Origin of the sequence: Pseudomonas sp. FP603 (assembly GCF_030687415.1) — a bacterium.
In the GTDB taxonomy this organism is placed as follows: domain Bacteria; phylum Pseudomonadota; class Gammaproteobacteria; order Pseudomonadales; family Pseudomonadaceae; genus Aquipseudomonas; species Aquipseudomonas wuhanensis.
Genome location: NZ_CP117431.1, coordinates 3,873,810 through 3,897,377, shown reverse-complemented (window position 1 = coordinate 3,897,377; position 23,568 = coordinate 3,873,810). Strand labels below are relative to the sequence as shown.

Annotated in this window: 21 protein-coding genes; 9 read left to right on the top strand and 12 right to left on the bottom strand. The window is 61.4% G+C overall.

Going from position 1 to position 23,568, the window contains the following annotated elements; genetic code table 11:
• Positions 1-92: 92 nt before the first annotated feature.
• A complete protein-coding gene (locus tag PSH65_RS17740) occupies positions 93-812 on the bottom strand; it encodes a FadR/GntR family transcriptional regulator (RefSeq protein WP_305421539.1) in 720 nt (239 codons plus the stop codon).
• Positions 813-1,010: 198 nt separating this feature from the next.
• The gene (locus PSH65_RS17735) at positions 1,011-2,747 is read right to left on the bottom strand and encodes an IlvD/Edd family dehydratase (protein ID WP_305421538.1); all 1,737 of its coding nucleotides are present in this window, start codon (positions 2,745-2,747) and stop codon (positions 1,011-1,013) included.
• 193 nt (positions 2,748-2,940) lie between these two features.
• Between PSH65_RS17735 and PSH65_RS17730 the strand changes: the two genes are divergently transcribed.
• From PSH65_RS17730 to PSH65_RS17690, 9 genes are all read left to right on the top strand, one after another.
• Positions 2,941-4,263, top strand: coding sequence for an MFS transporter (locus tag PSH65_RS17730; protein WP_305421537.1), 1,323 nt, complete (start codon positions 2,941-2,943; stop codon positions 4,261-4,263).
• 159 nt (positions 4,264-4,422) lie between these two features.
• Positions 4,423-5,415 carry an AraD1 family protein gene (gene araD1 / locus PSH65_RS17725; protein WP_305421536.1) on the top strand — a complete coding sequence of 331 codons (993 nt, stop codon included), beginning with the start codon at positions 4,423-4,425 and terminating at the stop codon, positions 5,413-5,415.
• Between the two features lie 10 nt (positions 5,416-5,425).
• Entirely contained in the window at positions 5,426-7,006 is a 1,581-nt protein-coding gene (locus PSH65_RS17720) for an aldehyde dehydrogenase (NADP(+)) (protein ID WP_305421535.1), read from the top strand.
• Between the two features lie 164 nt (positions 7,007-7,170).
• Entirely contained in the window at positions 7,171-7,467 is a 297-nt protein-coding gene (locus PSH65_RS17715; RefSeq protein ID WP_305421534.1) for a DUF5629 family protein, read from the top strand.
• The gene (locus PSH65_RS17710) at positions 7,460-8,629 is read left to right on the top strand and encodes a lactonase family protein (RefSeq protein ID WP_305421533.1); all 1,170 of its coding nucleotides are present in this window, start codon (positions 7,460-7,462) and stop codon (positions 8,627-8,629) included. Before PSH65_RS17715 ends, PSH65_RS17710 begins: the two co-directional genes overlap by 8 nt.
• Positions 8,630-8,784: 155 nt before the next feature.
• Positions 8,785-8,964 carry a hypothetical protein gene (locus PSH65_RS17705; protein WP_030130499.1) on the top strand — a complete coding sequence of 60 codons (180 nt, stop codon included), beginning with the start codon at positions 8,785-8,787 and terminating at the stop codon, positions 8,962-8,964.
• A gap of 206 nt (positions 8,965-9,170) precedes the next feature.
• Complete coding sequence (locus tag PSH65_RS17700) at positions 9,171-9,296, top strand: hypothetical protein (protein WP_305421532.1); 126 nt, start codon at positions 9,171-9,173, stop codon at positions 9,294-9,296.
• A 115-nt stretch (positions 9,297-9,411) separates the two neighbouring features.
• Complete coding sequence (locus PSH65_RS17695) at positions 9,412-9,624, top strand: hypothetical protein (RefSeq protein ID WP_305421531.1); 213 nt, start codon at positions 9,412-9,414, stop codon at positions 9,622-9,624.
• A complete protein-coding gene (locus PSH65_RS17690; RefSeq protein WP_305421530.1) occupies positions 9,621-9,878 on the top strand; it encodes a hypothetical protein in 258 nt (85 codons plus the stop codon). The genes PSH65_RS17695 and PSH65_RS17690 overlap by 4 nt, the downstream gene beginning before the upstream one ends.
• Before the next feature lie 19 nt (positions 9,879-9,897).
• Here PSH65_RS17690 and PSH65_RS17685 read toward each other — a convergent pair whose 3' ends face one another.
• The 10 genes from PSH65_RS17685 to PSH65_RS17640 all read right to left on the bottom strand — a co-directional run bounded on the left by PSH65_RS17685 (position 9,898) and on the right by PSH65_RS17640 (position 23,145).
• Positions 9,898-10,494, bottom strand: coding sequence for a glutathione S-transferase (locus tag PSH65_RS17685; protein ID WP_305421529.1), 597 nt, complete (start codon positions 10,492-10,494; stop codon positions 9,898-9,900).
• Positions 10,491-14,132 (bottom strand): AAA family ATPase, encoded by a 3,642-nt coding sequence (locus tag PSH65_RS17680; protein ID WP_305421528.1) that lies wholly within the window; start codon positions 14,130-14,132, stop codon positions 10,491-10,493. The genes PSH65_RS17685 and PSH65_RS17680 overlap by 4 nt, the downstream gene beginning before the upstream one ends.
• Positions 14,129-15,373, bottom strand: coding sequence for an exonuclease SbcCD subunit D C-terminal domain-containing protein (locus PSH65_RS17675; protein WP_305421527.1), 1,245 nt, complete (start codon positions 15,371-15,373; stop codon positions 14,129-14,131). Before PSH65_RS17675 ends, PSH65_RS17680 begins: the two co-directional genes overlap by 4 nt.
• 260 nt (positions 15,374-15,633) lie before the next feature.
• Positions 15,634-17,286, bottom strand: a complete 1,653-nt coding sequence (locus PSH65_RS17670; RefSeq protein WP_305421526.1) for a BatD family protein — start codon at positions 17,284-17,286, stop codon at positions 15,634-15,636.
• Positions 17,283-19,019, bottom strand: a complete 1,737-nt coding sequence (locus PSH65_RS17665; protein WP_305421525.1) for a tetratricopeptide repeat protein — start codon at positions 19,017-19,019, stop codon at positions 17,283-17,285. The genes PSH65_RS17670 and PSH65_RS17665 overlap by 4 nt, the downstream gene beginning before the upstream one ends.
• The gene (locus PSH65_RS17660; RefSeq protein WP_305421524.1) at positions 19,016-20,110 is read right to left on the bottom strand and encodes a VWA domain-containing protein; all 1,095 of its coding nucleotides are present in this window, start codon (positions 20,108-20,110) and stop codon (positions 19,016-19,018) included. The genes PSH65_RS17665 and PSH65_RS17660 overlap by 4 nt, the downstream gene beginning before the upstream one ends.
• Positions 20,103-20,597, bottom strand: a complete 495-nt coding sequence (locus PSH65_RS17655) for a DUF4381 domain-containing protein (RefSeq protein WP_305421523.1) — start codon at positions 20,595-20,597, stop codon at positions 20,103-20,105. Before PSH65_RS17655 ends, PSH65_RS17660 begins: the two co-directional genes overlap by 8 nt.
• Positions 20,594-21,538: a DUF58 domain-containing protein gene (locus PSH65_RS17650; protein WP_305421522.1), complete on the bottom strand. Its 945-nt coding sequence runs from the start codon at positions 21,536-21,538 to the stop codon at positions 20,594-20,596. The genes PSH65_RS17655 and PSH65_RS17650 overlap by 4 nt, the downstream gene beginning before the upstream one ends.
• 5 nt (positions 21,539-21,543) lie before the next feature.
• On the bottom strand, positions 21,544-22,503 hold the full coding sequence (locus PSH65_RS17645; protein ID WP_007901181.1) for a MoxR family ATPase: 960 nt from the start codon (positions 22,501-22,503) through the stop codon (positions 21,544-21,546).
• A 288-nt stretch (positions 22,504-22,791) separates the two neighbouring features.
• Entirely contained in the window at positions 22,792-23,145 is a 354-nt protein-coding gene (locus PSH65_RS17640; protein WP_305421521.1) for a hypothetical protein, read from the bottom strand.
• Positions 23,146-23,568 lie beyond the last annotated feature (423 nt).

The window sequence follows — 23,568 nt, the reverse complement described above, 5'->3', positions numbered from 1 at the left end:
CTTGCCCGCGATGGCGGCGGATCATTCAACATCTATATCGACTGACACTCCGTAATCGCGGGCAAGCCCGCTCCCACAGGATTTAGTGGTGGTTATGAGGGATCGGTTCCCAGCACCACATTCAACGCACTGCGCGCATCATCCAGCTGCACCAGCGTCGCATGCCGCGCGCCCAGCGCATCACGATTCTCGATAGCGGTCAGGATCGCCTTGTGCCGTGGCATCGCCAGTTCATGCAGATTCGGTCGTTGGTTGGAATGCTTCAACGCTTCGGCAATCGCCACCGACAGCATGTTGCACAGGTTCGCCAGCAAGTCGTTATGCGTCGCGTCGGCAATGCGGCTGTGGAAATCCAGGTCCGGTTGCAACAACGCTTCCGGGGTCGGTGCCGCTTCCATGCGTTGGTAGGCTTCACTGATGGAGGCAATGTCTTCATCAGTGGCGAACTGCGCGGCCAACGCGGCAGCGGCCGGTTCGATGATGCTGCGCACGCTGGTCAGCAGATCAAAGAATTCATTTTGCGGGCTGCTTTGCATCAGCCAGTGCAGCACATCCGGGTCGAGCATGTGCCATTCCTTGCGCTGCTTGACCACCGTGCCGACCCGCGGGCGGGAATACACCAGGCCCTTGGCGACCAATACGCGAGTGGCTTCGCGCAGGACCGGCCGGCTGACCGCGTATTCCTCGCACAGCAGGGCTTCGGCGGGCAGTTTGTCGTCCGGTTTGAACCGTCCCGAAACGATCTGCATGCCCAGTTCCTGGACGATGCGCGAGTGCATGCTTTTGCGGTCGGAGGGTTTGCGGTAATCCATGGGGAACGGCGCGATCCTGTGCGATGGGGTGCCGCGCATGATAGCAGGCGCGGCGATTGATGGTCGCTAGCGCGAGATTCTGATACAGACGCAGATCCCTGTGGGAGCGGGCCCGCGATGGGGCCATCACATTCAACATTGATGGCGACTGATCCACCGCTATCGCGGGCAAGCCCGCTCCCACAGGGATTGTGGTGATTAGTGAGAATGGCGCGGCACCTCGGCCCCTCGGCAACCAACCAGGAAGTCAAAGTCGCAACCCTGATCCGCCTGCAGCACATGGTCGATGTACAGCTGACGATAGCCTCCCACCAATAACTGCTGCGGCGGTTGCAGATCCGCCATGCGCGCCGCCAGCTCTGTATCCGGAATGTCCAGGTGCAAACGCCCGTTGGCACAATCAAGCTCGATCCAGTCGCCTTCCTTCACTGTCGCCAAAGGCCCGCCGGCCGCAGCTTCCGGAGCAACGTGCAGAACAACAGTGCCGTAAGCAGTGCCACTCATGCGTGCGTCGGAAATCCGCACCATGTCGGTCACGCCCTGGGCCAGCAGCTTGGCCGGCAAACCCATGTTGCCGACTTCGGCCATGCCCGGATAACCCTTCGGTCCGCAGTTTTTCATCACCAGAATCGAATTGGCATCCACGTCCAGTTCTGGATCGTTGATCCGCGCCTTGTACATGTCGAAGTTCTCGAACACCACCGCACGGCCACGGTGCTGCATCAATTCGGCACTCGCGGCGGAGGGCTTGAGCACCGCACCCAATGGCGCCAGATTGCCGCGCAATACACAGATGCCGCCGTCGGCGCGGATCGGGTTGTCGAGGGTGCGGATCACTTCGTCCTGGCCGTAAATCGGTGCGTCCTTGGTGTTTTCGCCGATGGTTTTGCCGTTGACGGTGAGGGCGTTCGGATTGGGAATCAGGTTGGCTTCGCCGAGGCGACGCAGCACCGCGGGCAAGCCACCGGCGTAGTAGAACTCTTCCATCAGGAAGCGCCCGGAGGGTTGCAGATCGACGATGGTCGGCATGCCGCGACCGATGCGGGTCCAGTCATCCAGGTCCAGTTCGACACCAATGCGCCCGGCGATGGCTTTCAAATGGATCACCGCGTTGGTCGAACCGCCAATGGCGGCGTTTACCCGGATGGCGTTTTCGAAGGCTTCCTTGGTGAGGATCTTCGACAGCTTCAAGTCTTCGCGCACCATCTCCACCGCACGCATGCCGGACATGTGCGCCAACACATAACGGCGCGCATCGACCGCCGGTATCGCTGCGTTATGGGGCAGGGAAGTGCCGAGCGCTTCGGCCATGCAGGCCATGGTCGAGGCCGTGCCCATGGTGTTGCAGGTGCCGGCCGAGCGCGACATGCCGCCCTCGGCCGCGAGGAAATCATCGATGGTGATAGTGCCAGCCTTGACCTGTTCGCTGAGCTGCCAAACCACCGTGCCCGAGCCGATGTCCTGGCCTTTGTGCTTGCCGTTGAGCATCGGCCCACCGGTGACGACGATCGCCGGCACGTCGCAACTGGCCGCGCCCATCAGCAGCGCCGGAGTGGTTTTGTCGCAGCCAGTGAGCAGCACCACGCCATCGATCGGGTTACCGCGAATCGCTTCCTCGACGTCCATGCTCGCCAGGTTGCGGGTGAGCATCGCGGTGGGGCGCAGGTTTGATTCGCCGTTGGAGAACACCGGGAATTCCACTGGAAAGCCCCCGGCTTCGATCACCCCGCGTTTGACGTGTTCCGCGATCTGGCGGAAATGCGCGTTGCACGGGGTCAGTTCCGACCAGGTGTTGCAGATGCCGATGATCGGCTTGCCGTGGAACTGATGGTCGGCGATGCCCTGATTCTTCATCCAGCTGCGGTACATGAAGCCGTTCTTGTCGGCGGTGCCAAACCATTGGGCGGAGCGCAGGGTGGGTTTCTTATCAGACATGATCGGTTCTCTTATTGTATGACTATATTGTTCGAGCTACGGCGTAACATAAGCGCAATTTCGTCTGTTTGGAAGTGTTGTTGGTTAAATAGTATTACTATATAGTCGTTTTCAACGGAGGGATGGCCCTGGCAGTTTTCGGCGAGAGGCGGCCCCCGAGGTTCTATAACAACAACAATCGGAGACCGAACTCATGAGCCAGGAACTGCGGCTTATTCGTCGCATCACGCTGAAACTGATTCCCTTCCTGATCCTGCTGTACCTGATCGCCTATGTGGATCGCTCCGCGGTAGGTTTCGCCAAGCTGCACATGGGCGCCGACATTGGCCTGGGTGACGCGGCTTACGGCCTTGGCGCCGGGTTGTTCTTCATTGGCTATTTCCTGCTGGAAATCCCCAGCAACCTGATGCTCGACCGCTTCGGCGCCCGGCGCTGGTTCGCGCGGATCATGGTCACCTGGGGTGCCATCACCATCGGCATGGCGTTCGTCCAGGGACCGAACAGCTTCTATGTGATGCGCTTTCTGCTCGGCGCGGCCGAAGCCGGGTTCTTCCCGGGCGTTTTGTACTACATCACCCAATGGTTCCCGATCCGCCATCGCGGCAAGATCCTCGGGTTGTTCATCCTTTCCCAACCCATCGCAATGATGATCACCGGCCCGGTGTCCGGCGGCTTGCTGGGCATGGACGGGATTCTTGGGCTGCACGGCTGGCAGTGGCTGTTCATCGTCATCGGCATGCCGGCAATCCTGCTGACCTGGCCGGTGCTGCGTTACTTGCCGGACGGCCCGCAACAGGTGAAATGGATGGACCAGGCCGAGAAAGACTGGCTGACCGGCGAGCTGAAAAAGGACCTGGAGGTGTACGGCCAGACTCGCCATGGCAATCCGCTGCATGCGCTGAAGGACAAACGCGTGTTGTTGCTGGCGCTGTTCTATCTGCCGGTGACCCTGAGCATCTACGGTCTCGGTTTGTGGTTGCCGACGTTGATCAAGCAGTTCGGTGGCACTGACGTGGTGACCGGTTTCGTGTCGTCGGTGCCGTACATCTTCGGGATCATCGGTTTGCTGATTATTCCGCGCAGCTCAGATCGCTTGAATGATCGCTACGGTCATTTGGCGGTGCTGTATGTGTTGGGCGCCATCGGTCTGTTCCTCAGCGCCTGGCTGACAGTGCCGGTGTTGCAATTAGCGGCGCTGTGCCTGGTGGCGTTTGCGCTGTTTTCCTGCACCGCGGTGTTCTGGACCTTGCCGGGTCGCTTCTTCGCCGGCGCCAGTGCGGCGGCGGGCATTGCCTTGATCAACTCGGTGGGCAACCTCGGCGGCTACATCGGTCCGTTCGTGATCGGCGCGCTGAAGGAATACACCGGCAATCTGGCGTCGGGGCTGTACTTCCTGTCCTGCGTGATGGTGTTCGGCCTGATCCTGACGGGTGTGGTTTATCGCCTGCTGGAGCGCAAGCATGTGTTGCCGGCCGAGCAGTTCGCCGCCAGCGCCCGGGGCGCTACCCGTACCTGATACGAAATAGGCCAGCACCACCGACCCTGTGGGAGCGGGCTTGCCCGCGATAGCAATCTGCCTGGCACATCAATGGTGAATGTGCCGCCGTCATCGCGGGCAAGCCCGCTCCCACAGGGTTTTTCGGTGTTTTGAAGAATTGTTTTACAGGAGAAAATCATGCGTTTAGTTCAGTTCGAATTGAGTAACGGCGAACGCCGTGTCGGCGTGGTCGAGCAGGGCCTGGTGCGCGAAGTGCAGGATGCGCGCTCGGTGCGGGATCTGGCGCTGGCGGCAATCGAAGCGGGCGTCAATCTTGAGCGGCAGGTTCAAACCTTGGGTCTGGGCATCAGCCATGACTATTCAGCGCTGCTGGCCAATCTGCAAATCCTGCCGCCGCTGGATCACCCGGACCCGGCGCACATGCTGGTCAGCGGCACCGGCCTGACCCATCTGGGCAGCGCGTCGGCCCGGGACAAAATGCATCAGCAGTTCGGCGACGAAACCGCCATGACCGACACCATGCGCATCTTCAAGTGGGGCGTGGAGGGCGGTAAACCCGCGACCGGCCGGGCCGGCGTGCAACCAGAATGGTTCTACAAGGGCGACGGCAGCATCGTCGTGCGACCGGGCAAGCCGTTCCCGCTGCCGCCGTTTGCCGAAGATGCCGGGGAGGAGCCTGAGCTCAGCGGCCTCTATGTGATCGGCCACGACGGCAAACCGTATCGCCTCGGTTTCGCGGTGGGCAACGAGTTCTCCGATCATGTGATGGAGCGCAAGAATTACCTCTACCTGGCCCATTCGAAATTGCGCAGTTGCAGCTATGGCCCGGAGCTTCGGGTCGGCGAATTGCCTCAGCATCTGGCCGGTACCAGCCGCATCCTGCGTGACGGTGAGGTGCTCTGGCAGAACGAGTTCCTCAGTGGCGAAGCGAACATGTGCCACAGCCTGGAAAACCTCGAGTATCACCATTTCAAATACAGCCAGTTTCTGCGCCCCGGCGATGTGCACATTCACTTCTTCGGCACCGCGACCCTGTCTTTCGCTGACGGCATCCGCACCCAACCGGGTGATGTGTTCGAGATCAGCCAGGCCGAGTTCGGTGCGCCTTTGATCAACGGCATTGAGCCCGTTGAAGCGGCGTTCGAACCCGGCACCGTCGGCACACTTTAAGGAGACACCCATGACCCGGATTCTTGGTCACAACTACATTGGCGGACAGCGCAGCGCTACCGGTATCGTCAAACTCCAGAGCGTCGACGCCAGCACTGGCGAGGCTTTGCCTCACGATTTCTACCAGGCCACCCTTGAAGAAGTCGATGCCGCCGCGAAGGCCGCCGCCGCTGCTTACCCGGCCTATCGCAGCCTGAGCGCCGAACGACGTGCACAATTCCTCGATGCGATTGCCGATGAACTGGACGCGTTGGGCGATGACTTTGTCGCCGTGGTCTGCCGCGAAACCGCGTTGCCGGCCGGCCGTATTCAGGGTGAGCGTGGTCGCACCAGCGGCCAGATGCGTCTGTTCGCCAAGGTGCTGCGGCGCGGTGATTTCTATGGGGCGCGGATTGATCGCGCGCTGCCTGAACGTACGCCATTGCCACGTCCGGACCTGCGTCAGTACCGCATCGGTCTCGGGCCGGTCGCGGTGTTTGGTGCGAGTAACTTTCCGCTGGCATTCTCTACCGCAGGCGGTGACACCGCTTCGGCATTGGCCGCCGGTTGCCCGGTGGTGTTCAAGGCGCACAGTGGCCACATGGCAACCGCTGAATGGGTGGCCGACGCCGTGATCCGCGCTGCTGAGAAAACCGCCATGCCCGCCGGTGTGTTCAACATGATCTACGGCGGCGGGGTCGGTGAAGCGCTGGTCAAGCACCCGGCGATTCAGGCGGTCGGTTTTACCGGCTCACTGAAAGGTGGTCGGGCGCTGTGCGACATGGCCGCGGCACGTGCGCAGCCGATTCCGGTGTTTGCCGAGATGTCGAGCATCAACCCGGTGATCATGCTGCCTCGAGCGTTGGAAGCTCGGGCTGAAAGTGTCGCCCGTGACCTCACAGCTTCGGTTGTGCAGGGTTGTGGGCAGTTCTGTACCAATCCGGGGTTGGTGATCGGCATTCGTTCGCCGCAGTTCAGCGCCTTCGTGCAGCAGGTGGCGGGGCTGATTGGCGATCAGCCGGCGCAAACCATGCTCAATGCCGGTACGTTGAGTAGCTATGGCAAGGGCCTGCAAAAGCTGCTCGCGCATCCGAAAATCGAGCATTTGGCCGGCAGCCCGCAACAAGGCAATCAGGCGCAGCCGCAACTGTTCAAGGCCGATGTGAGCCTGTTGCTCGATGGCGATGAAGTGCTGCAAGAGGAAGTGTTCGGCCCGACCACGGTGTTCGTCGAAGTGGCGGATCAGGCGCAACTCAATGCCGCGTTGAACGGCCTGCATGGGCAACTGACGGCCACGATCATTGGTGAGCCGGCGGACTTCGAACAGTTCGGTGAGCTGACGGCATTGCTGGAGCAGAAGGTTGGGCGGATCCTGCTCAACGGCTATCCGACTGGCGTGGAAGTGTGCGAGTCGATGGTTCATGGCGGGCCGTATCCGGCGACTTCCGATGCGCGAGGCACGTCGGTGGGCACCTTGGCCATCGACCGTTTCCTGCGCCCGGTCTGCTTCCAGAACTACCCCGACAGCCTGCTGCCGGAAGCGCTGAAGAATGGCAATCCGCTGCGCATCCAGCGCCTGGTCGATGGCAAGCCATCGCGTGATGCTCTCTGACGGCTGATCACAATCCCTGTGGGAGCGGGCTTGCCCGCGATGACGGCGGCACATTCACCATTGATGTGCCAGACAGGTCGCTATCGCGGGCAAGCCCGCTCCCACAGGGTTCTGCTGCAACAATGAGCTATCATTGCCACTTTCCCATTCAAAGATTGACTGCCATGACTGCCGTAAACGACACCTTGATCAACGCCCTCGAACACTGCGACATGCTGGAGATCGACGGGCTGCACGCATTCGATTTCTCCCTCGATGAAGACGATAACCTGCACATCGAATGCATGGACGGTCGGGCGCTCAAGCGCTGGGAGTTCAGCATGGCGCAGATCGCGGCGGCGACGTTTGATCCCGACTTGAAGAGCTGGATCATCACCGGCGATTCCGGCGAGCACCGGCTGGTGCCCATGGAAGCATTCGGCGGTCAGGACGACGAGGACGAAACGAATGAGGATGCGTAACCTCTGGCCACTGTTGATGGCCGGCAGTGTCGGCGCGATGGGCGTGCAAGCGGCCCCGGTCGACAGTTACGAATTGCTGGTGGGCTCGTACACCGCCGGCCAGAGCCAGGGTATTTATCGCCTGAGTTTCGACAGCCGCACTGGGCAGATCGACGCCAAACCCCTGCAAGTGGTGAAGAGCGCCAACCCGTCCTGGCTGACCGTGTCCAGGGATCAACAGCGCCTGTTCGCGGTCAACGAAAACGGTCCGGGCCAGGCCGATCCGGTAGGGCGTGTCAGCAGCTATGCGATCGACCCCAAGACCCATGAGTTGAGCCTGATCAGTCAGGTGCAAACCCTGGGCAACGAGCCGACGCATTCGAGCGTCAGCGGCGACGCCAGTCATGTGTTTGTCAGCAACTACTCGGTGGCCGAAGACCCGGGCGGCACCTTGGCGGTGTTACCGGTGGGCACCGATGGCAAGCTCAAACCCGTCGTGCAGATGAGCAGTCATCCGTCCAGCCGGGTCAATCCTGAGCGGCAGAAGTCGGCGCACGTGCATTCGGTGGTTTCATCGCCGGATGGCCAATATGTGTTTTCCAACGACTTGGGAGCGGACAAGATTTTCGTCTATCGCTTCGATCCCAAGGCCAATCCGGAACTGCCATTGACCGCCGCCAAGCCCGCGTCCGTTCAGTTACCACCCGGCAGCGGCCCGCGACACTTGCTGTTCAGCGCCGATGGTAAACACGCCTGGCTGACCATGGAAATGAGCGCGCAGGTCGCGGTGTTCGATTACCGGGACGGCAAGCTTGAGCAAACGCAGTTGGTCGATCTGGCGGCGGGTCTGCCCACATCGGGCAAGGCTGCGGCTGCGCTTCACGCCTCAGCCGACGGCAAGTTCCTTTACGTCAGCAACCGTGGCACCACCAATCAGTTGCTGGTGTTCGCCATCGACCCGGCGACGGGCCACCTCAAGGAGCTTCAGCGTCGCTCGGTGGACGGTGATCACCCGCGCGAGTTCAGTCTCGACCCGAGTGGCAAGTTCGTGCTGATTGCCAACCAGAAGAGCAACCAGATTGTCGTCGTCGAGCGCGATGCCAAGACCGGTCTGTTGGGTAAAACCGTGCAGAAACTGCCGATGGATGCCCCCAGCGATCTCAAGTTCCTGGTGCGTCAATAGACCGCAGGCCCCGGTTGATGGGGCCTGCAACCTTCTATTAATGAGACTGATATCGGCTAATGCTACAAAGCATTTCAAGGCGCCGAGCCTCGGGAGTTAAGTTTGCTTCACGGCCCTACCGGGCAAGCAAGCCAACTGAATCGAGGAATACCGCCATGAACTTCAATCTCTTCTCTGTTATCGCCGCTTCCGCTATCTCTGCCACTGTTGCACTGCCCGCCAACGCCAACGTTGAAATCAGTGACAAAAAATCCCACACCCAAAGCTACACCCAGAAATACCTGCAACAGAGCGCCAACTTCTACGCCGCGCTGGATCACAAAATCCAACACTGAAATGTAAGCCTGCACCCTTTATGCAGGAGCGAAGTCACTTGCCGATCGAGCTGTAAGGCATCGAAAAGCCCCAAAGTGATGTCGCTCCTGCATAACGCGTTTACGACAGCATCATATTGCTATCAATGTATTGCTTGATATCACATGGCCATGAGTTTAAATTTGACGCTGATTTTTTGACTCCTTCCCCAATAAGGATCGACAGCATGGCGATGCGTCTGGCAGTGGTTCTCCTGTTTCTCTATTCCACCCCGATTCTGTCGGCCGCCGAGCCCGTTCCCAACGAGCTGGAAGCGGCCCGTGAGCGCTTGATGAGCTTTATCGAGGACTGAAACACGCTGGGTTCTAGATCAATAAAACTGATAGTTACTATGCATAAAGCTCGCTAGTTATCTTCTGTTTTTTGATCGATTCTGTGAGCACTGAAACATGCCCACGGAGAACACCATGGCCAGCGCAATCATCACTTCTGCCAAATACGGCGCCTACCTGGCCATCGGTCTTTACGTGGCCATGGTGTTGGTCGTCAGCCTTTCGGCTCAATCGCAACAAAGCCTTCAAGCACCGATTCAGGTCGCTTATCCCGCCATTCAATTCGAACACCGCGCGCAAAACGGAATGGTCGATCACGCTGATGTGGCGGGAGTGGTGGGGGCATGAAAGGGCACAAACTCTGGGTCATCGCCTTCCTGGCATTCATGACCAATGGCGCTTCGTTGTTGGGGATCGGGCAGGGCTCGGCGGGGTCGGTGGCACGAGCCATCGAATGCAACCACAACATCGCTCACAACATTCAGACGGCCAAGGCCTTGGGGTTGCTGGTGGGCAATCCGCCGATCAAATCCAATGGCGAATTCTTTGGGCCGTTCCAGGTGGATTGCTCGGCGTTGGGGATGTGCTCGGTATTGGCATGAATCGCCGTAGGGGGCGCGGTTATTTCTTCATTATTGATGTGAACAGGTCTGACTCGATGAAGCGCTGCAACCACGCCTGCAATCGCACATAAGGCGTCTGCCCGAACCACTCGCGATCCACGTGGGCGAATTGCCGCACGAACGGCATCACGGCGACATCCGCCAGGCTCGGGTGCCCGGCCAGAAAGTAGTCACGCCCCTCCAGCAATTCATCCAGTTTGCGCAAGAATATCTCGCCCTCTGACCGGTAAAACGCCATCGGCTGCTCGGGATAACGCTCGGCATACTTGTAGCGATTCAGGTGCACCTTGAACACTTGATCGTTCTCATCGATCAGCGCGGCGCTGCATTGCTGTCCCTGAGGATCATCCTTGAGCAACCAATCCTGCGGATCGTTCTGCGCCAGCGCCCAGCGCATGATTTCCAGGCTCTCATCGATCACCCGCCCATCCACACTCAGCACCGGCACCGTGCCTTTGCTCGACAGTGCGAGCATTTCGGCCGGTTTAGCCTTGAGGCTGACCTCGACGATCTGCACCGCAACCCCCGAATAGCGCAGCGCCATGCGGGCGCGCATGGCGTAGGGGCAGCGGCGGAACGAATACAGCGTATTCATTTCACCTCCAGCGTACTCAGACCGTTGCCTTGGCGGTGGACCTGAATCTGTACCGGAATCCGCTCATGCATTTCCTGCACGTGGGAAATCACCGCGACCTTGCGGCCCTGCGCTTGCAAACCATCGAGGGCGTCCATGGCCAGTTGCAGGGATTCCGGATCAAGGCTGCCAAAGCCTTCGTCGATGAACAGCGATTCAATTTTCAACGTGCTCGACGCCATCGACGCCAAACCGAGCGCCAGGGCCAGCGACACCAGGAACGTCTCGCCACCGGACAGCGAATGCACCGAGCGCAGTTCATCGCCCATCTCGGTGTCCATCACCAATAACCCGAGCATGCTACCGCCACGTTTCAACCGATAGCGCCGCACCAGTTGCCGCAACTGGACGTTGGCGTGATGCACCAACAGGTCGAGGTTGTAGGCCTGGGCGATTTTGCGGAAGGTGTCGCCGGTGGCCGAACCGATCAGCGCATTCAGGCGTGCCCAGCGCTGGTACTCGGTGTAGGCGTCGGCGATCTGCTGCGCCAGCGCCTGATTGGCATTCTGTCGACGCTGATCCTCGGCCTGCTCTGCGCGCAATTCGGCGCAACGATGTTCGCTGGCGACGAACAGGTTTTGCAGCTCGGCGAGCGCCGTGGCCAGTTGTTCGGCGTCGAGATTGCCGTTGTGCTGCGCCTGATGATCGAGCAAGCGTTGATCTCGCTCTTGCAGCAGCACCTTGGCTTGCTCGATGGCTTTTTCGCTCTGCTGCAATCGTTGACGCAGTTCGCTGACCTGCTGGTCGTCGACGCTCAGCAAATCTTCCAGTCCGCCGTCGTCGAGCTCTGGATGCTGCGCGCGCCAGTCGGCGATCTTGCCGCTCAACTCACGGTCTTCAGTTTCCAGGGCCTGCGAACGTTCCTGCTGCGCCTTGAGTTCCGCGGCCAGTTGCACCAACCGCGTGTGCACGGTTTGCAATTGCTGATTGGCCGTCGCTTCGGCAGCGCGCGCCTGCTCGACGGCCTGATCCAGTTGCTGCTGCCACTGTTCGGCGCTGGCATGTTCGCCCAGCAGTTGAGTCAGTTTTTCCTGGCAAGCCTGTTGCTGCCCGGCCAGCGCGGTGAACTGCTGTTGCGCGGCGTCCAACTGCTGGGTGCGGATCTGCTGTTGGTACTGTTCTTTCTCCAGCGTCTGCTGACGTTGTTGCTGTTCGCCGAGTTCTTCGCGCTGCTGGTCGAGTTGTTGCAGGCGCTGGGCGATCTGCCGGTCGAGTTGCATGAAGGTCGCGGCGGGTTCGTTGCGCAAGGCCTCCAGCGTGTCGGCCGGGAGCAGGGTGCTGAACGCCGTCAGTTCTTCGTCCAGACGTTGACGATCGCTGCTTAACTCGCGTTGCTGGTTGATCAGGTGTTGTGTCGCTTGCTGATTCGCGGCTTCGGCGCTGCGCAGTTGTTGCGCCAGGCGTGCGGCATCCTGTTGCAGGGTGAGCAGGGCGGTTTGCCGTTGTTCATCCTGGGTGATGCTCTGGTTCAACTGGCTGCTTTGTTGCGTTAGCCAGGCGTCGCGTTTGCTTGCGTCCTGGGCCAATAGCTGAGCGGACAGTGGGTGCGCTTCCAGGCTTGGTGTCAGGCCTTGTTGCTGAGTCGCGAGCTGTTCTTGCTGTTGCAGCAATTCCTTCTGCTGAGCAATCAAGCCGCCGACTTCGGCGCGCAGATCGGTGAGTTTTTCCTTGAGCAGGTCGACGGCTTTCTGAGCGTTGGCCTGTTCGCTTTCATCATGCCGGCCGAGGCTTTGCAGCAGGGCTTCGGGCTGATGATAAGGATGGTCCGGGCTGCCACAAACCGGGCACGGCTGATCGTCCTGCAACTGCGCGCGCAGTTCTTCGACGCTGGCACTGCGCGCCAAACGCTGGCGTTCCAGCAGTTCGCGGGTGACGGTTAGGGTCTGTTCGGCGACGGCCAGCTCGGCCTTGGTCTGCACACCGGCCTGGGTCAGACGATCGCGGTCTTGCTGAGCGGCGAGTTGCCGCTGCTGAAGCTCGGCGCCGCGTTTGTCCAGTTCCTGCTGGCTGGCCCACAGTCGCGTCAACTCTTCAAAGGCCCGCAGTTGCTTGCGGTTGTCCTGCAGCAGACTGCCGAGAATCTGAATCTGCTCGGCCACCGCTTCAGGCTCGGCGCCGGCCTCTTTGTACAGCACTTCAAGGCTCTGGCGCTGGGTGGCCAGTTCCTCAGCAGCGCGGGCGGCGCTTTGCTCCAAAGCGGCCAGTTCAGCCTGGCCCTTGTTCAGGCGATTACCGATCAGCATCAATTGTTGCAGACGATCGCGGTAGGCGTTCCAGGCATCGCTCAACGGCGCCAGATGGGTGCTTTGCTCAAGCTCACCGGCAATCTGCTGCAACCGTTCGGCGACCTGTTTCTGTTGGTCGAGCAAACCCTGAATCGTCCCCTGGCCCTGAGTGCAGGCCTGTTCCGCCTGCAGCTTGAGATCGGCACTGAGGCTGGCGTCCTTGACCAGGCGGGCGAGGGTGCTTTGCTCTTCGAAGGCCTGACGCAGCAGGGGCGCGCTGGAACTGTGTTGGCTTTGCGCGTGGGTCAGCGCCGTTTGCGCAGCGCTTAGGCTCTGTTCGAGTTGAGTCTGTCGCTCGGTCAGCTCGCTTTGCTGTTGCGTGTGTTGCTGAATCTGCGCCGCCAGCGGCGTGAGCTGGGCGGTGAGTTCGGTCTTGCGCGCGAACTGATGCCGTTGCGGCGCCAGTTGCTCCAGGCGGGTCAGCTTCAAGCGCTCGCCGGCGAGGCTGTTCCAGTGTTGTTGGGCGCAGTGCAGTTGCTCGGTGGCGCTCTGTTGTGCGTCCTGCAACTGGCGCAGGTCCTTGAGCCAGGTGTGTTGCAACTCCAACTGTTTGAGCTGCGCCTGCTGGGTCTTGAGTTGCTGCTGAGCGTCGTTGAAGCGCTCATCCAGCTCGGCCCGGGCTTCCGGCGACAGCGGCGTGACCCCGGTGGCCTGATCCTGCAGTAACTTATGGGCTTCGCGAGCTTCTTTGGTCTTGTCGAAGGCGCGGCGACCGAGACGGGTATAGAGCGCCGTGTCGGTGAGCTTTTCCAGCAGTTCGCTGCGGTCATTGTCGTCAGCCTTGAGGAAGGCGCTGAACTCGCTCTGGGCGAGCATTACGGCGCGGGTGAATTGTTCGAAGTTCAGGCCCAGCGCGGCTTCGAGCTGTGCTTTGTATTCGCCTTTCTGGCTGGCCAGCAGCTGATCCTGATCGATGTCGCGCAGGCTCTGACGGCTGGCTTGCAGCTTGCCACCAGCCTTTTCCCGAGCGCGATTGGCCTCCCAGCGAGCGCGATAACGGCGACCGTCGATGCCGACGAAATCCACTTCTGCATACCCTTCGCCGGTGCCACGCCGCAGCAGTGTGCGCGGGTCGCCAGTGCCGATTTCGCCATCGGCGTCCGGGACCTTGGCGTCGCGGCCGGTGTTGTTCAGCCGCGGCACGGCGCCGAACAGCGCCAGGCACAGGGCGTCGAGAAGCGTGCTTTTGCCGGCACCGGTCGGCCCGGTAATCGCGAACAGACCGGCACTGGCCAAGGGTTCAGCGGTGAAGTCGATCTCAAAAGGCCCGGCCAGGGAGGCGAGGTTTTTCAGGCGGATCGCGAGAATTTTCATGGTTGTTCGCTCTCCATCTGCACGTCCTGCAGCAGCTCGGCGAAGTCCTTGAGCGTTTGCTCGTCGACCTCGCTGCCGTAGTTGTCCTGCCACGCGCGGCTGAACAGCTCCTGCGGCGTCAGTTGATCCAGTTCGATCAAAGTTGTGCCGTCATCGACGCCCTCGTGGCTGCCATTGCCAGCGTACTCGGCAGCGATCCGCACCAGCCGCACGGCTTTGCCTTGCAGCGCTGTTTCCACTTGATGGCGCAGGTCCGGTTGCGGTTCGTCGAGACGGACCCGCACTTCCAGCCACGGCTGACGCTGGATATCGGCGAGCAGGTCAATGTTGGGCAGGTCGGCCAGTTGCAGCAGAATCTCCGCCAACAGTGCGGAGCCGAGGCGTTGCAAGTGGACGGAGCGCGGAATCAGGCGCGGTTCGACGCTGACCAATGTTTCGCCATCGAGTTGAATGTCGAGGATCTGATGTTGGTAATTGATCTCGGAGAACGACAACGGAATCGGCGAGCCGCAGTAGCGAATGCGCTCTTCACCGTTGACCTTCTGCGGCTTGTGCAAATGCCCGAGGGCGACATAGCTGATGCTCGGCCCGAACAGGCTGGCGGGCAGGGCTTCGGCGTTACCAATGATCAGGCTGCGCTCGGAATCTTCCGAGACCGAACCGCCAGCCATGTGCGCGTGGCTAATGGCAATCAGCGCCTGCCCCGGCTTGCGCTTGATGTTTGCTGCTTCGATCAGCCATTCATGAACCTGGCCGATGCCGCGCAAATAGTTATCGCCCAAATGCGCGCCGGTCACTTCGGCGGGGCGCAGGAACGGCAGCGCCAGGCACCAGGCAGCAATTTCGCCGCTGGCATCTGGCAACGGCAGCAACAGGCGTTCGGCATCCAGTTGACCGTCATCGAGCCACAGCACGCGACCGAGGGCGTGAGTGCGCAACCGTCGCATCAACGGCGCCGGCAGTTCAATCCGCGAACCGGAATCGTGGTTGCCGGCGATCATCACGATGGTCAGCAATGGCTGCTGTTCATGGGCGCTGACGATGAAATCGTAGAGGCGTTCCTGGGCTTTGACCGGCGGGTTGACCGTGTCAAAGATATCGCCGGCTATCAGCAGTACATCGGGCTGATCCAGCTTCAGCTGACGCAGCAGCCAATCGAGAAAGCAGGCGTGCTCGAAATCGCGCTCCTGGCCGTGCAGGTTCTGCCCAAGGTGCCAGTCGGAGGTGTGAAACAGACGCAAGGCGTACTCCGTAGGAAATAAGGTAATGGCCGCGGGGAAAATGGTGGCGGCTAAAGAGGGGAGAGTTTACTGGCAAACACATGGGATGGCGCGATGGATCTGATCGAACCGAAGACCTGTGGCGAGGGAGCTTGCTCCCGTTCGGCTGCGCAGCAGGCGCAAAATGGCTGAAGCGTTATGCCAGAAGAAACGAGTGATGTGGTCTTGGGGCCGCTTCGCAGCCCGGCGGGAGCAAGCTCCCTCGCCACAGGGTGCGGTGATTATTTCGGATAAAGCGGCGGCAACCCAGTATCGCCAACCAGGTCTTGAACCCCTTCGGCCGTCGGGATCGCACGAATCGCGCGCCAGAGATCTTCGCCCTGCCAATACTGGCCGGTTTCGCTGTACAGCGCGCCATTCAGGCCATCGAGGGCGTCGGACAGCGGCACAAAACGCGCCGCCATGTCGGCCAGGGTTTCCGGTTGTTGCCGGGCCCAGGCGTCGAGGGCCTGGCGGGTGGCGTGGGAGTCGTTGGCCTGGCAGGCGCGTTTGAGGTCATCGAGCAGGGTGCGTGGGCTCGGGCCGGTCTGCGTCGCGCGCAGGATCGCCGGTTGCCAGCGGGCGCGCCACCACAGGCCGAAGCCCAGCAGCGTGGTGCAGGCCAGGATCGCCGTGCTGAGTTTCCACCACCAGAGGGCTTCGTTGCTGGCGCTGGAGACTGCCTGCGGGCTGCCCGCCGGAGTATCGACGATCAGGCTAGGATTGCTCGCCACTTGCAGCGTGCGGGCGGGCAGGCTGCTGTGTTCCAGGTGATCTTCGAAGGTGTTCCACCAGACCACTTCCACGCTCGGCAAATCAATGTTGCCGGTGCGGGTCGGCACCAGGGCTTCACGGTCCTCGCGACTGCCGATCAAGCCGCGATCGCTGCTCTGGTTGCCCAGCACCGGTTGATCCGGGTAGCGCCGCAGACCGTTGATCTCTGTGGCGGGCAAGGGTGGCAGTTGGGAGCTGGCGAGGCCCTCGGCGTTCAGGGTCAGGCTGCGGGTCAGCGAGTAGCCGACCTGCGCATTATCCGGTTCCGGGCTCCAGCTTTCGCTCAGGCTCAGGCTGCGGGCCGGCAGCCAGGGCACATCGGCGGGATAGGTGGCGGGTTTGGCCTTGACCGTCAGCGGGATCTCGGCGGATTTGACGCGCATCTGCTTGCCCGGTTTAGGCCCTTGGGGTGTTGCGTCCTGGGACGGCCGGGTATCGACCGGCGTGGCACTGAACATTTGCGCCGGAATAATCAATTCACCGCTGTGTTGCGGGTAGATCGCGTAGCGCATTTCGATCACGCCATGGCGCAATCCATTGATGACTTTTTCGTAGGTGCGCGACTCGCCCAACTGTTCGATGCGCGCATCGGGAATTTGTAACGGGGTCAGGCTGCTGTCGTCGTACAGCGACACAGAATGGTAGATGCGCAAGGTCAGGATCGCCTGAGCCTGCACATAGACGCTGTTCTGGTCGAGGCTGGCCTCGATGAACACCGGCGCCAGTGCGTTGCTGCTGTCCTGGGTTTCGCTTTCGATCACCTGGAGGGTAATCGGCTGGCTCTGGGCGTCGCCCAGTTGCAGCGACGGAATCACCACGCTGCCGTTTTGCCGGGGCAACAGGGTGATGATCCAGCGGGTGGTTGCTTGAGTGTTGCCGTTGAGCGTGTTCAGTTGGTTGACCTGACGGGTGCCGCGCACTTCGAACAGCGGCTCCAGTGGGGTCAGGTCGGGTTTGCCGAACTGGGTCACGTCGCTGGTTTCCAGGGTCAGTTCGACCGTCTCGCCAGAATTCAGGCGGCTGCGATCGACGCTGGCGACCAGCTCTGCAGCCTGGACCTGAGCGGTGCAGAGCAACAGGGCGGGCAACAATGCGAGCAAGAGGGCGGTGAAGCGGGTCATCGAGTTTTTTCCTGATCCTGATGTTGTTGCTGTTCGTACCAGAATTTGCGTCTGAGCAATTCGCCGGGGTCATCCGGAATCTTGCGCAGCCATTGCTCCAGCGCCTGGCGCTGTTCGCCTTCAATCATGTCGCTGGCCGGGCGCCGAGGTGGCGTGGTGCTTTGCTCATCCCCCAACTCGCTGCCCGGGACTTCATTGGCGCCCGGTTGCGGTGGCGTCGTGGGCGGCTGCTCGGCGTCCGGCGTGGTTTGCTCGGCGTCGGTTTGCGGCTCGCTATTGCTGGGTTGGGTGGCGCTGCCTGGCGGCGGTTCCTGGGTGATGGTTTCGGTTTTGCCCTCGGCGGTTTTGTCCGGCTCGACGGGCGGCGCTGAGGTTTTCTGCTTGAGCAGGCTTTCCACCAGTGCCTTGTTGGTCAGGGCCGGGCGCAGATCCGGCTGACGTTCCAGTGCTTGATCGTAAGCATCCAGCGCCGCTTCCAGCTCACCGCTTTTGGCCAGGGCGTTACCCCGATTGTAGTGGGCGTGGGCATCGGTGCCTTGGGCAAACCGCTGGGCGGCGCCACTGTAGTCGCCGGCTTCATAGAGCGCCACACCTTGCCACTGCGGATCTTCGAAATGCTGCGCGGCCTCGGCCGGGCGCTTTTGTTTGAGCAAATGCAGGCCCTGCTGATCGGGACGCAGCCACAGGTCTTCGAAGTCGAAGGCGTAACTCGGTTGTGGCAGCATGAACAGCAGCGGCAGGCAGAACAGCCAACCCCGGCGCCCGGCACAGGCGGCCAGCAATAATAGTGGCAGCAGCAGCCAGTATCCCTGATCGGCCCAAGTGTCGAGGCGTAATGTCTGGCCGTCGTTGCGCAGGTCCCGTGGGCCATCGAGCAGGCCAAGGCCGCGCAGGTCGGCATCGTCCAGACGCGCCTGGCGATAACGTCCGCCCAGGCCGTTGGCAAAGGCTTTCAGGCTGGGGCCGTCCAGACGGGGCACCAGAATTGCGCCCAAGTCATCCTTGAGGAAACTGCCGTCGTCCTGAGCGACCGGCGCACCTTCGGCGGTGCCGATACCGAGCATCAGAAATGGCGTGGACTTGTCGTCCAGCGCCTGACGAATCCCTTGGCGTTCTTGTTCGGTCAGCGACGAACCGATCAGCAGGATCCGACCCTGGCCGAGGGCGCCCTGATCCAGCAGCGCAAGGGCCTTGGCCACCGCCAGATCGGCACGATGACCGGCCAGGGGCATCAGCGACGGCTTGAGTGCATCCACGAGGTTGCGGCTGGTCGACAGGTCATCCGACAGCGGCACCAAGGTGTGGGCGCTGCCGGCATAGACGATGATTGCAGTCTGGGCGTCGCTGCGGTTTTGCAGCAGGTCGAACAGTTTGCGCCGGGCTTGTTCCAGCCTGTTCGGCGCACTGTCGGTGGCGAGCATTTCCGGGGTCAGCTCAAGCAACACCACCAGCGGGTCGGCGGGTTTCTGGCTGGTTTGCTCGACGCGCTGCCAGCTCGGCCCCAGCAGGGCCAGCACCGTCAACACCCAGGCCAGACCCAGGGCGACCCACGGCAGTTTGCTCTCGCGACCGCTGCCACCACTGAGCAACGCGGCATGGAAGGCCGGCGGCAGAATCATTTGCCAGCGGCCAGCGCGCTTCTGCCGATGCCAGAGTTGCCAGAGCAACCAGCCCAGCAACGGCAACAACAGCAGCCACCAAGGGCGGAACCAGTGCGGCCAGAGGGCAATCATCGGCGCCTCCGCAGGCGCAGGCGTTTGAGTCGCTGACGCCAGTCGGGCAGTTGCGATTGCAGAAACCGCTCTTTGGTAAACAGCTTCTTGGTAAACAGCCGTTGCAACGGGTTATCCGGCCAGCGCTCGCGAATGACCAGCAGCATGCTCAACAGCAGTGCCATCGCCAAAGGCCAGTGATACAACGCTTGGGCCGGGCGGGCCTGAGTGGGTTGCTGGGTCACCGGCTCCAGTTTGTCGAGGGTACGCTTGATCGCCTGCAACTCCTCGCCGTCGCGGGCGCGGAAGTACTGGCCGCCGGTGGCTTGGGCGATGGCCTTCAAGGCCGGTTCGTCGAGGTCCAGGCTCGGGTTGATGCCCAGGAATCCCAGGGTGCCGCTTTGTTCCGGATCGGCGCCGATACCGATCGGGTAGATTTTCACGCCTTCGTTGGCCGCCAGTCGTGCAGCGGTCAGCGGGTCAATTTCGCCGCCGTTGTTGGCGCCATCGGTGACCAGAATCAGCACGCGGCTTTGTGCCGGGCGTTGGCGCAGGCGTTTGAGGGCCAGGCCGATGGCATCGCCGATGGCGGTGTTTTTGCCGGCGATGCCGATCCGCGCTTCGTCGAGCCACACGCGAACGGTGTGCCGGTCGAAGGTCAGAGGCGCTTGCAGATAGGCCTGGCTGCCGAACAGGATCAACCCGACCCGGTCGCCGTCGCGACTTTCGAGAAAATCACCGAGCAAATGTTGCACCAGCGACAGTCGGCTGACGTCTTCGTCCTGCCACTGCATGTCGGGGAAATCCATGGAGCCGGACACGTCCACCGCCACCAGCAGATCGCGGCCGCTGGCGGCAACCGGCAGGGGGTCGCCGAGCCATTGCGGGCGCGCCGCGGCGATCAGCAGCAACAGCCACAGCAAAATGAACGGTGCTTGCTGACGCCAGGCCGGCAGATTCGCCCGGGCGCGGCGGCGAGCGAGGCCTTCGAGGTCGCTGAGGAAGCTGACTTTAAGCGCCGGTTCGCCACTGTCGGCCACCGGCAGCAGCACCCGCATCAGCCACGGCAGTGGCAGCAGGGCGAAGATCCACGGCCAGGCGAACTCAAACATGTTTGCGAATCCAGGTGTCGACGGCTTGCGTCAGGCCGGCAATGGCCTTGTCGTCGAGTTTGCATTCGGGTTTGTAGGCGCCTTCCACCAGCACCATCCAGCGCGTGAGGCCGGCGGCCGGGCAGCGGTTATCGAGGAACGCCAGCCATTTGCGCCCATTAAGGGTGTGGCTTTGGCTGTAGGGGTAGTGGTTGCGGCACAGACGTTTGAGCAAGCCATTGAGTTGCTGCAACCAGGCACCGGCCGGGGCGCCGTCGTAGGGCTTGGGCATCTGGGCGAGTTCGGCCAGCGCAGCGAGACGTACCGGGTCCAGCGGTTGTTCGGCGCGGACGATAGGGCGCTTGTTCGGGATGAAGCGGCGCAACTGCCACAGGCCGTAACCGATCAGCGGCAGCAATAACAGCAGCAGCCACCAGCCCGGCGCCGGCGGCCAGAAGCCGATGGGTGGCGGGGAAATCAGCGGTTGCAGTTGATCGAGGCTGCTCATCGGCCTTTCCCCGGACGCTGCGGGTTCAGGTATTCGCGCAGTTGCTCGACCATTTCGCTTTGGGTGCTCAACGGCATCAACAATACCCGTAGTTTCTGCGCCAGCAACTCCCAGCGGGCGATACGCGCCTCCGCTTGTGCGCGATAGGCCTGGCGCAAGTCGAAATTCAACGTGTCGAGTTCCAGCTGCGCCCCCCGTTCCGCGAAACGTAAAAGCCCGGCAGCGGGCAGGGCGTGATCCAGCGGATCGGACACGGGCAGCAGCAACAGGTCGCAATGGCGTGACAACAGGCTCAACTGCTGCTCGGCACCGTCGGACAAGGCGCGTTCGTCGCAAATCACAATCACCAGGCTGCCAGGGCGCAATACTTCCCGGGCGCGGCGCAGGGCAATGCCGAAGGCGTCGCGGTCCGGCTCGCGTTCGGTGTGCAGCGACTGATTGACCCGCACCAGTCGATTGAGCAATTGCAGCAGGCTCTGTTTACTGCGTCGCGGTTTGATCTCGTAGTGCTCGTCGTCGCCGAACACCAGCCCGCCGACCCGGTCATTATGACCCAAAGCGGCCCAGCCAATCAGGCTCGCCGCCTGGGCGGCCAGCACCGATTTGAACATCAGCCCCGAGCCGAAAAACAGCCGGCGGCTCTGTTCGACCATGATGAAAATCGGTCGCTCGCGTTCTTCGTGGAACAGCTTGGTATGGGGCTCCTGGGTGCGGGCGGTGACACGCCAGTCGATGCTTCGCACATCATCGCCGGCCTGATAGACCCGCACCTGATCGAAGTCCACCCCGCGCCCGCGCAGTTTGGAGTGGTGCAGGCCGATCAGCGGGCTGCGCTGGCTCGGCGTGGAAAACAGCTGCACTTCACGCACGCGATGACGCATCTCGATCAGCTCGGCGAGGCTGACGCGGATGCCCGGCTCGGGCGGCAGGAGGGCGCTCATCGGGGTCAAGCGACGGCTACGACGTCGAGAATCCGCTGGACCACCCGGTCCTGGTCGATGCCAGCGGCTTCGGCTTCAAAGGAAAGAATGATGCGGTGGCGCAACACATCGAACAGCACCGCCTGAATGTCTTCCGGGCTGACGAAGTCGCGACCGGCCAGCCAGGCGTGGGCCCGGGCGCAACGGTCCAGGGCAATGGAGCCACGCGGGCTGGCGCCGTAGGCGATCCATTCGGCCATTTCCGGGTCGAACTTGGCCGGGGTGCGTGTGGCCATGACCAGTTGCACCAGGTATTCCTCCACGGCGTCGGCCATGTACAACCCGAGGATTTCCTTGCGCGCGGCGAAGATCGCCTGCTGGCTGACCCGGCGTTCAGGCTTGGTTTCGCCATGCAGTGCTTCGCCGCGGGCCTGTTGCAGAATCCGCCGTTCGACGGCGGCGTCAGGGAAACCGATTTTCACGTGCATCAGGAAACGGTCGAGCTGGGCTTCGGGCAGCGGGTAGGTGCCTTCCTGCTCGATGGGGTTTTGCGTGGCCATGACCAGAAACAGCGGCGACAAGTCGTAGGTGCTGCGCCCGACGCTGACCTGGCGTTCGCCCATGGCTTCAAGCAGGGCCGACTGCACCTTGGCCGGGGCACGGTTGATTTCGTCCGCCAGCACCAGATTGTGGAAGATCGGGCCTTGCTGGAACACGAAGCTGCCGGTTTCCGGGCGATAGATTTCCGTGCCGGTGATGTCGGCCGGCAGCAGGTCGGGGGTGAACTGGATGCGATGGAACTGTGCTTCGATGCCCTCGGCGAGCTCTTTGATGGCCTTGGTCTTGGCCAGCCCAGGGGCGCCCTCGACCAGCATGTGGCCGTCGGCGAGCAAGGCGATGAGCAAGCGCTCGATGAGTTTTTCCTGGCCGAGAATCTGCGTTGAAAGAAAGGTTCGCAGCGCGAGCAGCGCTTCACGATGTTCCATCGATGACTGTTCCTGGAAAGGGTGAGCGAAGACGTTCGAATAACGCCAGGGCTGGGGGCGTTACTTTAATCCATCGCAGGGTGCGGCGACTAACGGCATTTTGTGCAAAGTGCGGGAATTGATGGGTGAAATTGTTGGAATTTTGTAGGGGGGCTGGGCGGTGGCTGTTCTGACCTCATCGCGGGCAAGCCCGCTCCCACAAGTTTCAGCGGTGCGCTTGCAATCTTTGCAACACATCAGATCCTGTGGGAGCGGGGCTTGCCCGCGATGAGGCCTGCCCGAACACCATCAGAGCTGGCTTATATAGGTGCCAGTGCCCTTGAGAATGTTCTGCAAGGTTTCTTCCACTTCCGCCAGATCCTGCGCATCGGTGCTGTGCAGGATTTCCAGCGAATCGTCACCATTGAGTGCATCGGCATCCGCCGCGGCAATTTCGATCAGCAAACGGCTAGAACTGAGCGTCACTTTCACCCCATCAAGGGTGGAGGGTTCGCCGTCGAGGGTGATTTCCAGTTCGTCTTCGTCCGGGTAGCGAGTCATCAGGAACATTTCGCCCTGTTCGCTGTGGCAGCACAGCATCGCCATGTTGTCTTCTTCGTCATCGCACGGATTGACGATCAAGAGGGGGGTGGTCATTTGCATGGGGATTTCCTGGGCCGACGAAGGTGGTGAGCACTACAAAAGGTGATTCTGCCAGCGCAGGGGAATTAATGCTCGCCCGAGTGTCAGAGAATGTGTCGTGAACACTCAGTGTGTTGCTGGTCATTTCTAGTACGCAGACACCGTAAATCAGGGTATAAACCGCCCGTTTTGCTGTGCGGCTGCTAGTGTTGTTCAAGGCGCAAGCCGCGCGCTGCGTACCGATGACCGAATATGTCGCAGCGCTGCAAGCATGGCCCTTGCCGCACTCGTTAAGCTGCGCAACGGATGAGCACCCGTAAAGGCATTGCCTGTTGCCTTGGCAGTCGTTTTTGCAGATGCCCATTTATGGAAGGTGAATGTGACCTGAGTGTCTCGTCCAGCTTCATCCACCTGTCATCCTGTTTCCTCTGCCCGAGAATCAGG